Origin of the sequence: Pseudomonas sp. 18173 (genome assembly GCF_050432945.1) — a bacterium.
Taxonomy (GTDB): Bacteria; Pseudomonadota; Gammaproteobacteria; order Pseudomonadales; family Pseudomonadaceae; genus Aquipseudomonas.
Window position 1 is genome coordinate 1 of record NZ_JBKFTN010000039.1, and the last position, 12,019, is coordinate 12,019.

General features: G+C 61.2%; 12 protein-coding genes. 9 read left to right on the forward strand and 3 right to left on the reverse strand.

Annotation, left to right across the window (positions count from 1 at the left end; translation table 11 throughout):
* Positions 1-69: 69 nt before the first annotated feature.
* Positions 70-1,068 (forward strand): GTP 3',8-cyclase MoaA, encoded by a 999-nt coding sequence (gene moaA, locus ACLD1X_RS27740; protein WP_429373282.1) that lies wholly within the window; start codon positions 70-72, stop codon positions 1,066-1,068.
* Positions 1,069-1,073: 5 nt separating this feature from the next.
* Positions 1,074-1,973 (forward strand): bestrophin family protein, encoded by a 900-nt coding sequence (locus tag ACLD1X_RS27745; protein ID WP_429373284.1) that lies wholly within the window; start codon positions 1,074-1,076, stop codon positions 1,971-1,973.
* 161 nt (positions 1,974-2,134) lie between these two features.
* On the opposite strand, the gene ACLD1X_RS27750 is transcribed toward ACLD1X_RS27745, so the two are convergent.
* Entirely contained in the window at positions 2,135-3,340 is a 1,206-nt protein-coding gene (locus tag ACLD1X_RS27750) for a molybdopterin molybdotransferase MoeA (RefSeq protein ID WP_429373286.1), read from the reverse strand.
* Positions 3,337-3,876 carry a molybdenum cofactor biosynthesis protein B gene (gene moaB / locus ACLD1X_RS27755; RefSeq protein WP_429373288.1) on the reverse strand — a complete coding sequence of 180 codons (540 nt, stop codon included), beginning with the start codon at positions 3,874-3,876 and terminating at the stop codon, positions 3,337-3,339. Before moaB ends, ACLD1X_RS27750 begins: the two co-directional genes overlap by 4 nt.
* A gap of 285 nt (positions 3,877-4,161) precedes the next feature.
* Here moaB and ACLD1X_RS27760 point away from each other — a divergent pair, with 285 nt between their 5' ends.
* The 7 genes from ACLD1X_RS27760 to ACLD1X_RS27790 all read left to right on the forward strand — a co-directional run bounded on the left by ACLD1X_RS27760 (position 4,162) and on the right by ACLD1X_RS27790 (position 10,488).
* The gene (locus ACLD1X_RS27760) at positions 4,162-5,052 is read left to right on the forward strand and encodes a LysR family transcriptional regulator (RefSeq protein ID WP_008021986.1); all 891 of its coding nucleotides are present in this window, start codon (positions 4,162-4,164) and stop codon (positions 5,050-5,052) included.
* 146 nt (positions 5,053-5,198) lie between these two features.
* Positions 5,199-6,026 carry a formate dehydrogenase accessory sulfurtransferase FdhD gene (gene fdhD, locus ACLD1X_RS27765; RefSeq protein WP_429373290.1) on the forward strand — a complete coding sequence of 276 codons (828 nt, stop codon included), beginning with the start codon at positions 5,199-5,201 and terminating at the stop codon, positions 6,024-6,026.
* Positions 6,027-6,069: 43 nt separating this feature from the next.
* Positions 6,070-6,576 carry a cyclic pyranopterin monophosphate synthase MoaC gene (gene moaC / locus ACLD1X_RS27770; protein ID WP_429373292.1) on the forward strand — a complete coding sequence of 169 codons (507 nt, stop codon included), beginning with the start codon at positions 6,070-6,072 and terminating at the stop codon, positions 6,574-6,576.
* A complete protein-coding gene (gene moaD, locus ACLD1X_RS27775) occupies positions 6,573-6,824 on the forward strand; it encodes a molybdopterin converting factor subunit 1 (protein ID WP_429373294.1) in 252 nt (83 codons plus the stop codon). The genes moaC and moaD overlap by 4 nt, the downstream gene beginning before the upstream one ends.
* A 3-nt stretch (positions 6,825-6,827) precedes the next feature.
* A complete protein-coding gene (moaE, locus tag ACLD1X_RS27780; protein ID WP_429373296.1) occupies positions 6,828-7,316 on the forward strand; it encodes a molybdopterin synthase catalytic subunit MoaE in 489 nt (162 codons plus the stop codon).
* A gap of 44 nt (positions 7,317-7,360) precedes the next feature.
* Complete coding sequence (gene chrA / locus ACLD1X_RS27785; RefSeq protein WP_429373298.1) at positions 7,361-8,719, forward strand: chromate efflux transporter; 1,359 nt, start codon at positions 7,361-7,363, stop codon at positions 8,717-8,719.
* Positions 8,720-9,192: 473 nt separating this feature from the next.
* Positions 9,193-10,488, forward strand: a complete 1,296-nt coding sequence (locus ACLD1X_RS27790) for an NAD(P)/FAD-dependent oxidoreductase (RefSeq protein ID WP_429373300.1) — start codon at positions 9,193-9,195, stop codon at positions 10,486-10,488.
* Between the two features lie 321 nt (positions 10,489-10,809).
* Here ACLD1X_RS27790 and ACLD1X_RS27795 read toward each other — a convergent pair whose 3' ends face one another.
* Complete coding sequence (locus ACLD1X_RS27795; RefSeq protein ID WP_429373302.1) at positions 10,810-11,592, reverse strand: DeoR/GlpR family DNA-binding transcription regulator; 783 nt, start codon at positions 11,590-11,592, stop codon at positions 10,810-10,812.
* Positions 11,593-12,019 lie beyond the last annotated feature (427 nt).

The following is a 12,019-nucleotide window of genomic DNA, read 5'->3' on the forward strand; positions in this document are numbered from 1 at the left end:
AACGACCATCGCGAGCAGAGCTCGCTCCTACACGGATCATTCATTCAATGCGTGCCAAGCGAGGGTGTCATGTCAGAACGAGTCTTGATCGATGGATTCTCCCGGCGCGTGGACTATCTGCGGATGTCGGTCACCGACCGCTGCGATTTCCGCTGCGTGTACTGCATGGCCGAGGACATGCAGTTCCTGCCACGCCAACGGGTGCTGACGCTGGAAGAGATTTACCAACTGGCACAAAGCTTCGTGGCGTTGGGTACCCGCAAGATCCGCCTGACCGGAGGCGAGCCGCTGATCCGTCCGGGCGTGGTGCAGTTGTGCCAGAAGATCGCCGCCCTGCCCGGCCTGCGCGAACTGTGCATGACCACCAACGGTTCGCAGTTGGCCAAACTCGCCGAGCCGTTGTTCGAGGCCGGGGTCAAGCGCCTCAACATCAGCCTCGACTGCCTGGACCCGCAACGTTTTCGCGAGCTGACCCGCACCGGCGACCTGGCGCAGGTCATCAAGGGCATCGACGCTGCCAACCAGGCAGGATTCCGTAACACCAAGCTCAATTGCGTGGTCATGAAAGGCCGCAACGACCATGAAATCAACGATCTGGTCAGCTTCGCCATCGACCGCAACCTCGACATCTCCTTCATCGAGGAAATGCCGTTGGGCACCATCGACGAGCACAGCCGCGCCGAATCGTTTTTCTCAAGCGCCCAGGTCCGCGAACGCATCGCCGAACGCTACACTTTGATTGATTCCGCCGAGTCGACCCAGGGCCCGTCGCGCTACTGGCGCCTGGCCGAGGCACCACAGATTCGCCTGGGGTTCATCTCGCCCCACAGCCACAACTTTTGCGGCACCTGCAATCGGGTACGACTGACCGTGGAAGGACGCTTGCTGCTGTGCCTGGGCAATGAACACTCGGTGGATCTCAAGGCTGTTCTGCGCAGCCATCCCGGACAGCCCGAGCGCCTGGAAAAAGCCATTATCGAGGCAATGAAGCTCAAGCCTTATCGACACAACTTCGAAGTGAACGACGAGGTACAGGTCATTCGCTTCATGAACATGACGGGCGGCTGAACCCCATGATCGTGAGACCCAAACCCAACCTGATCGGCGTACTGACGTCCCTCAAGGGTTCGATCGCCAAGCGCATAGCCTGGCGCAGCCTGATGGTGACGTTGCTCGCCTCGGCCATCGTGCTCGTTGAAACCTTGCATCCCAGCTACTTTTCCAAGGTCAGTGCAACACCCTTCACCCTACTGGGTTTGTCGTTGTCGATCTTCATGAGCTTTCGCAACAACGCCTGCTACGACCGCTGGTACGAAGCGCGCAAGGCGTGGGGCGAGGTGATCGTGGAAGTGCGCTCGATGATTCGTGAAACCCTGGTCCTCAAGGATACGGACGAGCGACACACGATCCTCAGCAACCTGTGCGGCTTTGCTCATGCCCTCAATGCGCGGCTGCGCCAGGAAAACGAACTGGCCGCCAGTGGCGACTGGCTGCACCCGATGCCCAAAGGCAACAGTACGGACATCAGCGGGCAGATACTGATGCAGGTCGGCCAGCAGTGTTCGACACTCAACGAGTCCGGGGCGATCAACGACTGGCGCTACACGCTCATAGCCAATCACCTGACCGGCCTGACCCACGCCCAGGCGGTCTGTGAACGGATCAAGAACACCCCGCTACCGTTCCCCTACACCCTGTTGCTGCACCGCACCATCTACCTGTTCTGCATCCTGTTGCCGTTTGCCATGGCCGAACCCCTGGGCTGGCTGACGCCGGTTTTCACCGCGATCGTCAGCTACACCTTTTTCGGCCTGGACGCGATCGCCGATGAACTGGAAGACCCCTTCGGCCGCGATGAAAACGACCTGCCCACCGACGCCATCGTGCGCAATATCGAGCGTGATGTACTGGCCGCACTGGGCGTGACGGAACTGCCGCCGCAACTGGAACCGGTGGATTTTGTGCTGAACTGAGACTCACGAAACACGCAAACCCTGTGGGAGCGGGCTTGCCCGCGAAGAGGCCGGCACATCCATCAGAGATGTTGCCTGACCTGACGCCTTCGCGGGCAAGCCCGCTCCCACAGGTATTTCAGGTGGCCGCAGGAATGGCATTCACAGTTTGTCCGATGTATTCAGAACAGCTCGCTGAAGGGAATGAACCGCGCGGTGTCGCCCACCGTCAAGGTGCAACCTTCCGGTACTTCCACCAGGCCATCGGCCCAGGACGACCCCAGCAGCACACCTGAGCTCTGGTTCGGATAGAGCACCGCTCGGCCGGCTTCGAGTCTTGCCCTGAGGTACTCGCGCCGACTCCCGGGTTTGGGCCAGGCAAAGCCGAGCCTGACCGCAAAGCTCAAGGGCTCGACGTCTTCGACACCCTGAATCCGCAACAGGTAAACCCTTGCCAACAGGCCGAACGTGACCAACGCCGATGTCGGATTACCCGGCAGGCCAATCACCGGCACGCGGCCGACGTGGCCCACGGTCAATGGCTTTCCCGGTTTGATCGAGAGTTTCCACAGCAACGGCTTGCCGCACTCGCGCAGCACCTGACCGAGGCAGTCGGCGTCACCGGCGGACACGCCACCAGTGCTGAGCATCAGGTCAGCGGTATGTTGCAGTTGTTCGAGCTTGAGCCGCGTCTGGCGTGGCTCGTCGGGGAGAATGCCGGCATCGATGACCTCGCAACCCAGCGCACTCAACCAATGGCTCAACAATGTGCGGTTGCTGTTGTAAATGCTGCCGGGCTTGAGTGGCGTGCCCGGGTCGACCAGTTCATCGCCGGTGGACAACAACGCCACCCGTGGTCGCCGCACAACCTGCACATGGGTGCAGCCCTGCGCCGCCGCGACCGCCAATTCGAACGGACCAAGGCGCTTGCCGGCGCGCAGCAACACATCGCCGACGCCGTTCTCCTGGCCTTGCGGGCGGATGTTGCTCCCGGCGCTCAGTGGCTGCTTGAACTGGATCCGTCCATCATCCAGCACCTCGGTGTTTTCCTGCATCTCCACACAGTTGGCACCCGGCGGAACAGGCGCACCGGTGAAGATCCGCGCGCAGGTCTCCGGGGCCAGGGCTTCGGGGGCGTGTCCGGCATACACCTGCTGCGACACGCGCAGTGGCTCCCCGCCCCAGCCGTCGACATTCAAGGCATACCCGTCCATGGCGCTGTTCGGCCACGGTGGCAGATCGAGGGTCGCCACCAGGTCACTGGCCAATACCCGCTGCCTGGCGGCGCTTAGCGGCACCGTTTCACTGTCTTCGATCCTGTGTGCCTCGGCCATTGTCAGCAGCCGGTCGATGGCTTGCTCCACCGACATCAGCGCTGCGGCGCTCATCCCCGCGTCCCGCAGGCTTGCACGGGCTTGAGGTGCGGGACGAAATTGCACGGCCGGTGGCGAGCGTCGAGCTGCTCGGCGAGGATGCCTTCCCACGCGGTGCGGCAGGCGCCCGTGGAACCCGGCAGGCAGCAGACCAGCGTGCCATTGGCCAGCCCGGCCAGTGCCCGGCTCTGCACTGTGGAAGTACCAATGTCGAGGATCGAAATCGCCCGGAACAGTTCACCGAATCCATCGATCGGCTTGTCCAGCAAACAGGCCACCGCCTCCGGTGTGCTGTCGCGGCCGGTGAATCCGGTACCGCCAGTGATCAACACTACCTGAATGCCATCGTCGGCAATCCAGTTCGCCACCTGCGCGCGGATCTTGTACAGGTCATCCTTGAGCAGGTTGCGCTCGCTGAGGGTGTGGCCGGCCTCCAGCAAACGACTGACGAGTAGTTGGCCGGAAGTGTCATTGGCATATTCACGGGTATCGCTGACCGTCAGCACGGCAATATTCAAAGGGATAAACAACGCATCCGGTTTGACGCTCATGGGATTCTCCGACAGATATGAATTAAATAACTTCCGGAGACTAAAACGCCCCAACAAACGCTGTCTAATCACTCTAACCAACCAGACTATCGAGCCGCTCTATCGATATAAGAAACCAGAAAATACCCTCGACGATAGAGCGCATCGATAACCCCTTAAATACCAGTGATTGGACGCACGCCCACGACAGTGAGATCGTCCGCACCTCACGTTTTCCGCCGCGCCTTGTGTCTTGCGCACCTGAGTCAATACTTACCCCTCACTACCCCGTCAGCAGGTGCCGTCATGGACATCAAACAACTCAAGTTCCTGATCGCCCTGGAGCAGACCCGCCACTTCGGCCAGGCCGCCGCGCGCTGCCACATCACCCAGCCCACCCTGTCCATGCGCCTGCGTAACCTGGAGGATGAGCTGGACCTGGTGCTGGTCACCCGGGGTCAGCGCTTCGAGGGTTTTACCCAGGCCGGCGAGCGTGTACTGGCATGGGCCAGAACCCTGCTGGCCGCCCACGACGGGCTCTTCGCCGAAGCTGCCGCGTGCCGGGGCCAGCTCGTCGGCAACTTGCGCCTGGGCCTGGTCCCGCTCAGCAGCTTCAACCCCGTCACCTACATTCAGGGCCTGTCCCGCAGCTTTCCCGAGCTCAAGTACAGCCTGTCCTCCCTGAGTTCCGACCAGATCATCGAGGGCCTGGGCAACAACCAGCTTGACCTCGGCGTGTGCTACCTCGATCACGTCAACCCGAGCTATTTCGAGTTTTTCGAGATCGGCGCAACCCGTGTCGGCCTGCTGTATGACACTCGCCACTTCCATTTCGAGGGCGCGCAAATGAGTTGGGAGGACGCCGCCGAGCTGCCGCTGGGGATGCTCAGCAACGGCATGCACTACCGCAAATCCATCGACCTGAGCTTTCGCAGCCGTGGACTGGACCCGCAGCCGATCCTGGAAAGCGATTCGACGTACCAATTGCTGCAGGCGATTCACGAAGGATTCTGCTGCGCGATCATGCCGCTGGACAGCGGCCTGGAAGAACCCATCGAACACCTGTCGTTCATCGAGTTGCCGGATGCCAGTGTGCTCGCCCCCCTGGGCCTGGTCATGCGCAAGACCGAACCGCGCTCGGCCATTGCCGAGAAGTGTTTCGCCGAAGCCCGAACTTTATTCAGCCGGACTCACTGATCAAATTTCGGTTTTATATAAAACCGAAAAAGACCTGTTTAACCAGCTTGATAGACATCACCAATCGGCACATCGGAACAAGCGATTGGACGCGTTGAAAAGTTGCCCGTAGCCTGAACTTAATTCAGCGCTTCGAGGTTCTTTTCATGTTATGCCAAGTTGAACAAGCCGATATTCGAAGCGACACCAACGCCCCCGCACCCAAGCCGCTGAGTGTGAACTTTCGCGAATACGACAACACCGCGTCAGTCTGTCAGGCGGCGCTGGCTTCAGAGATTGCCCTGGCAATCACCTACAACGGTTTGAGTCAGGCGGTGATGATGGTGTCGCCGGGTAACCTCGAAGACTTCATCCGTGGTTTCAGCGTCAGCAACGACATCGTTCGGGACCCGCGCGAAATCTACGACCTGCGCCTCACCCATTTCGAGCAGGCCGTCCAGGCAGACGTGCAGATCTCCAGCCGCGCGTTCTGGGCACTGAAGCACCATCGTCGGCAAATGGCGGGCACCAGTGGCTGCGGACTGTGCGGTGTGCAAGCGCTGGAGCAGGCCCTGCCGACACTGCAGATTCTCGATCCGGTTGCCCTGCCGCCCGCCGAGCATTTCATCGACATTCGCGGCCGCATCGAACAGGCCCAACAGATGGCCCGCAGCAGTGGCGCGCTGCACGCGGCGCTGTACTTCGACCCCCAAGGCAACGCGCTGATCTGCCGCGAAGACATTGGCCGCCACAACGCGCTGGACAAACTGATCGGTGCCCTGCAATACGCCGGCATCGACAGCCGCAGCGGCTTCACCGTGGTCACCAGCCGCTGTAGCCTGGAGCTGATTCACAAAGCCGTCCGGGCCAGGCTCGGCACACTGGTCAGCCTGTCGGCGCCCACCGCCCTGACCGTGCAATGGGCCATCAAACATCGCCTCAACCTGATTCACGTCCCCCACCGAAACGCACCACGCATTTACAGCCCGGCATGATGCCTTCACCTGATCACCGCGCTGGCAAGCGCAGGAACTTCCCATGACAGACCTTTCAGAAACACCGCCCAATGGCTTGACCCACCTCGACCGTCAGGGGCGCGCCAACATGGTCGATGTCAGCGAAAAAACCTCGACGCTGCGTGAAGCCAAGGCCCAGGCCTGGGTACGGATGCGCCCGGAAACCTTGAGGTTGATTCAAAGCGACGGCCACCCCAAGGGCGATGTGTTTGCCGTCGCGCGAATCGCCGGAATCATGGCGGCGAAGAAAACCCATGAGCTGATTCCGCTCTGCCATACCCTGCTGCTCAGTTCGATCCACGTCGAACTCAAGGCCTGCACACCCGACAGCGTGAAAATTGTCGGCACCTGCCGCGTCGAGGGCCAGACCGGCGTTGAACTGGAAGCATTGACCGCCGTCAGCGTGGCCGCGTTGACCCTCTACGACATGTGCAAGGCGGTGGACCGCGCCATGGTCATCGATGACATCCGATTGCTGAGCAAACACGGTGGCCGCTCCGGTCATTTCAAGTTCGAGGACGCACAATGATCCTGATCAACTACTTCGCCCGTTACCGCGAGCAGCTCAACCTGGGCGGCGAAAAACTGCCGCTGACCGACAACCTCAAGACCATCGAAGACGTGCGCCGATTGCTGATGGCTCGCGGCGAGGTATGGAGCAACGTGCTGGGTGAAAACAACCTGATGTGTGCCCTGAACCAGGAACTGTGCCATCCGGACCGGGTGATCGAGGATTATGACGAGATCGCCTTTTTTCCACCGGTCACCGGGGGTTGAGACATGACGGTTCGGGTCCAGCGTGAAGCGTTCGACGTCGGCCGGTTGATCGATAGCCTGCAGGCGAATGATCCGGGCGTGGGCGCCGTGGTCAACTTCGTCGGCTACGTGCGCGACATCAATCAGGGTGAGGCAGTTGCCGGGTTGTTTCTGGAACACTATCCAGGGATGACCGAACGTTCGCTGCAGAAAATCATCGACAACGCCAGGGCTCGCTGGTCGCTGCGGGCCGTGGCGATCGCGCATCGGATCGGCCCGTTGTCGATCAGCGAGCCGATCGTGTTTGTCGGCGTCAGCAGCCCCCATCGTCAAGCCGCTTTCGAAGCCTGTGCGTTCATCATGGACTACCTGAAAACCGACGCGCCGTTCTGGAAACGCGAAGACGTGGCGTCTGGCGCACGCTGGGTCGATGCTCGTGACAGCGACCGATCAGCCGTGGCGCGCTGGGCAGATGCGCAGCATCAGGCGACTATCCAACACGCTTCGGTGTAGCTACAGTCATTGGCTCAAAACGCCTCTGCACAAGGAGTTTCCATTTGAGCCCCACGCCCTCTTCGATCACGGAACAGGATGTGCCGCTGCCCCGCTCCATCAGCCTGCGCGAAGCCTTTCTGTTCTGGCTCAAGCTCGGTTTCATCAGCTTTGGCGGGCCGGCCGGGCAGATTTCGATCATGCACCAGGAACTGGTCGAGCGCCGGCGCTGGATCTCCGAGCGGCGCTTTCTGCATGCCCTCAACTACTGCATGTTGCTGCCCGGGCCTGAGGCACAGCAACTGGCGACCTACATCGGCTGGCTGATGCACCGGACCTGGGGCGGCGTGATCGCCGGGGTGCTGTTTGTGTTGCCGTCGCTGTTCATCCTGATTGCACTGTCCTGGGTGTACATCGCCTTTGGCGAAGTGCCCGTGGTCGCCGGATTGTTCTACGGGATCAAGCCGGCGGTCACGGCCATCGTGGTGCAGGCGGCTCACCGGATCGGCTCGCGGGCCCTGAAGAACGGCTGGTTATGGGGGATCGCCGCCGCGGCCTTCGTGGCCATTTTCGTGCTCAACGTGCCATTTCCGTTGATTGTGCTCGGCGCAGCGGTCATCGGTTATTTCGGCGGGCGGCTGGCACCGGAAAAGTTCAGGACCGGCGGCCACGGCGCGGCGAAAAAAACCTTCGGCCCGGCGGTGATCGACGACGACACCCCAACCCCTGAACACGCCCGTTTCAGTGGCTGGAAACTGGCGCGACTGGCCGTTGTCGGTGCGATCTTGTGGGCACTGCCCATGGCCATGCTCACCGCACTGTTCGGCTGGGAAGGCACCTTGACCCAGATGGCCTGGTTCTTCACCAAGGCCGCATTGCTGACCTTCGGCGGTGCCTATGCGGTGCTGCCGTATGTCTACCAGGGCGCGGTCAGTCACTACGGATGGCTGACGCCGACGCAGATGATCGATGGCCTGGCGCTCGGTGAAACCACGCCGGGTCCGTTGATCATGGTCGTCGCCTTTGTCGGTTTTATCGGCGGCTACGTGCATCAGGTCTTCGGCCCGGATCAAGCATTTGTCGCCGGTGCCATGGCCGCCACGCTGGTGACCTGGTTCACCTTCCTGCCTTCGTTCCTGTTCATCCTCGCCGGCGGACCGCTGGTGGAGTCGACGCACAACGAACTCACCTTCACAGCACCGCTGACGGCCATTACGGCGGCCGTGGTGGGCGTGATTCTCAACCTGGCGTGCTTCTTCGCCTACCACGTGCTTTGGCCCAAAGGCTTCGAAGGACGACTGGACTGGCCTTCGCTGCTGATCGCCCTGGTGGCGGGCATCGCGTTGCTTCGTTTCAAGCGCGGGGTGATCGAGGTGTTGATCGGCTGCGGGTTGATCGGACTTGGTGTGCACCTGATGTCCTGAATCAAACATTTACACGCGTCACAATCCTCCCTAGTATCCAGCCATCCCCGGATGGCTTGTCCTGCTCGCCACCGACGATTTGCGCCGCCGGAAACCAGCGCCATGCGTACCTTGCCGTCAGAACAGCACCTTCTGAACATTTCGCTCCAGGCCACCTCGCTGCTGGCCCTGGACGGCATTGCATGAAGCGCATCGTCAACCTGCCCATGGCCCTGCGCCGTTCCAAACTGCGTCATTCCGCACGTCCGCCGGATAGCGCCCCGCTCGCCTGATCGGCGAGCCCCCCTCCTTCGCTATCCCTGCATTTGCTCAGCGTATGCAATCCCTGTGGGAGCTAGCTTGCCAGCGAAAGCGGTGTACCTGCCAACAACCATGGCGACTGACACGACGCCTTCGCTGGCAAGCCAGCTCCCACAGGTTGCGCACTTCGACTGAGCGGCATTGGTTTCTCCCAATTCTGCCCGGACACCGACATGACCCAACGTTGCAATTCCTACTACACCGCCACCCTCAACCAGGACACCGATTACCCGACGCTGCAAGGCCGGCACCGGGTTGACGTGGTGATCATCGGCGGCGGTTTCACCGGCGTGGCCAGCGCTGTCGAGCTGGCGGAAAAAGGCCTGAAGGTCGCCATCGTCGAAAGCCACAAGATCGGCTGGGGCGCCACCGGGCGCAATGGCGGCCAGGTCACCGGCAGCCTCTCGGGCGATGAAGCCATGCGCAAACAGATGCGCCGCACCCTCGGCGACGAAGTCGACGACTTCATCTGGAACCTGCGCTGGCGCGGGCACCAGATCATCCGCCAGCGCGTAGAGAAGTACGGCATCGCCTGCGACCTCAAGCACGGCCACCTGCACGCGGCGTACAAGCCCGCGCACATGGATGGCTTGCGCAAGGATTACGAAGAGGCCGTGCGCCGTGGCATGGGCGATGAAGTCAGCCTGCTCGACCGCAGCCAGGTCCGCGACCTGCTGCAAAGCGACCTTTACCACGGCGCGATCAAGAACACCCGCAACATGCACCTGCACCCGCTCAACCTGTGCATCGGCGAGGCCCGCGCCGCCGAAAGCCTGGGCGCGCTGATCTTCGAAAACAGCGAGGTGCTGGAGATCATCCACGGCGACGGCCTGCACCAGAGCCCGGGCATACGGACTGCCCACGGGCACATCGAGGCCAGTCAGGTGCTGCTGGCCGGCGACGTCTACCACAAGCTCGAACCGGGCAAGCTCAAGGGCAAGATTTTCCCGGCCATGGGCGGCATCGTCACCACCGCGCCGCTGGGCGACCTGGCCAGGCAGATCAACCCCGAAGACCTGGCGGTCTACGACTGCCGTTTCGTGCTCGACTACTACCGCCTCACCGCTGACGGTCGCCTGTTGTTCGGTGGCGGCGCCAACTACAGCGGCAAGGACTCACGCGACATCGCCGCCGAGCTGCGCCCGTGCATCGAGCAGACCTTCCCGGCGCTCAAAGGCGTGGCCATCGATTACCAGTGGAGCTGCGCGATGGGCATCGTGATCAACCGCATCCCGCAACTGGGCAAGCTGTCGGACAACGTCTGGTATTGCCAGGGTTACTCCGGCCACGGCATCGCCACCACCCACATCATGGGCGAAATCATGGGCAGGGCGATCACCGGACAGCTGGAGCAGTTCGACACCTTCGCCGCCTGCCAGCACATCCGCGTGCCCATGGGCGACCTGCTCGGCAACCCGATGCTCGCGGCCGGCATGTGGTACTACCAGATGCTTGAGCGACTGCGCTGAGGTTGTTGGCCGGCACATTCGACATGGATGTTGTTTGTGCCGGCCTCTTCGCGAGCAAGCCCGCTCCCACAGGGATCAATGTCAGCCAAAAATAACCCTTGTGGGAGCGGGCTTGCTCGCGAAGGGGCCGGAACATTCAACACATCTCCCAGCAAATAATGATCAAGCCTGCACCACCTCAACCCCCAACGCCCGGTAATCCTCGACACTGCCTGACGCCACCTGCTGCTCGGTNCAATGTCAGCCAAAAATAACCCTTGTGGGAGCGGGCTTGCTCGCGAAGGGGCCGGAACATTCAACACATCTCCCAGCAAATAATGATCAAGCCTGCACCACCTCAACCCCCAACGCCCGGTAATCCTCGACACTGCCTGACGCCACCTGCTGCTCGGTGATCAGCGTGTGCACGCGGTTGCAAGGCGCAACGACAAAGGGCTCCACCGCGCCGAGCTTGTCCGCTGTGGTGACGGCGATCACATGGGAGGCACAATCGAGCATCGCCTGTTTCACCGGCACCTCATCGAAGTGCAGTGAACTGAGGCCCACCTGCGGGTGAATCGCGCAGACCCCGGTAAACAGCAGGTCGGCCTTGATGCCCGCCAGCAGCCGCAGGGTTTCGTGGCCGCTGGCCGACATCGTCGCCGGGTTGAGCTGGCCGCCGGCCAGGATCACCTTGATGCCTTTGTATTCGGACAAGGTAATGGCCGTCATCGGCGATGCCGTGATCGCGGTAATGGCGATGTCCGCCGGCAGCGAGCGTGCGATCTGCAAGGTGGTGGTGCCGGAATCGAACACCACGATCTGGCCATCCTGCACCCGTCGCGCCGCCAGTTGCGCCAGATGGGTCTTCACCTCATCGGTTTCGCTGATCCGGGTGAAGTAGTCCTTGCCCGTGTCTTTGGGTCGCGGCAACGCCCCGCCGTGCACCCGCTGCACCAGGCCGGCGCTGGCCAGTTCCGCCAGGTCGCGGCGGATGGTGTCTTCGGACACCGCGAAGTGCTGGCTCAGCTCCGAGGCCATGACCTTGCCGTCACGTTCGAGGATCAACAGGATTTTTTGCCGGCGCACTGACGGCAGTTCGGCAGCAGAATGGTTGTCGTGCATGTTTTCGCCCGTTTATACGTGTAGCTGCGTGTTTTCGCGAGATTAGCCAAAGCCGGGGTTAAACACAAACGGCCAGCCGGGAAAACACTTCCCGGTATCATTTTTTTCGATCTTTCAAATCATTACAGCGAATTTTTTATTTTCCTGTGACCTGTTCAAGATGGCGCCGTCACTCATGTTTTGGATGGAAACTTCATGAATATCAATTTTGCTTTTGCCTGCATGATCGTGGTCTCGTTCACGATTGCACTGGTACACGCCTGACCGCTATCGGTGGGCCATGGCCTCTCGTCCAACAAATCGCTAAAAGCCTGACAGATCAGGAAAATGCTCTATAACCAGTGGTGACACGATTTCCGATCTGGGGAACTGGAAGGCTCCCTCGGAAGTTGCTCTCTAAAAAAGCCGCGGACAAATGAGTGCCCGC

Bases quoted from the DNA above. Each gene is read 5' to 3' on its own strand.
- moaA (WP_429373282.1), top strand. From the start codon at position 70: ATGTCAGAACGAGTCTTGATCGATGGATTCTCCCGGCGCGTGGACTAT.
- ACLD1X_RS27745 (WP_429373284.1), top strand. From the start codon at position 1,074: ATGATCGTGAGACCCAAACCCAACCTGATCGGCGTACTGACGTCCCTC.
- ACLD1X_RS27750 (WP_429373286.1), bottom strand. From the start codon at position 3,340: ATGAGCGCCGCAGCGCTGATGTCGGTGGAGCAAGCCATCGACCGGCTG.
- moaB (WP_429373288.1), bottom strand. From the start codon at position 3,876: ATGAGCGTCAAACCGGATGCGTTGTTTATCCCTTTGAATATTGCCGTG.
- ACLD1X_RS27760 (WP_008021986.1), top strand. From the start codon at position 4,162: ATGGACATCAAACAACTCAAGTTCCTGATCGCCCTGGAGCAGACCCGC.
- fdhD (WP_429373290.1), top strand. From the start codon at position 5,199: ATGTTATGCCAAGTTGAACAAGCCGATATTCGAAGCGACACCAACGCC.
- moaC (WP_429373292.1), top strand. From the start codon at position 6,070: ATGACAGACCTTTCAGAAACACCGCCCAATGGCTTGACCCACCTCGAC.
- moaD (WP_429373294.1), top strand. From the start codon at position 6,573: ATGATCCTGATCAACTACTTCGCCCGTTACCGCGAGCAGCTCAACCTG.
- moaE (WP_429373296.1), top strand. From the start codon at position 6,828: ATGACGGTTCGGGTCCAGCGTGAAGCGTTCGACGTCGGCCGGTTGATC.
- ACLD1X_RS27790 (WP_429373300.1), top strand. From the start codon at position 9,193: ATGACCCAACGTTGCAATTCCTACTACACCGCCACCCTCAACCAGGAC.
- ACLD1X_RS27795 (WP_429373302.1), bottom strand. From the start codon at position 11,592: ATGCACGACAACCATTCTGCTGCCGAACTGCCGTCAGTGCGCCGGCAA.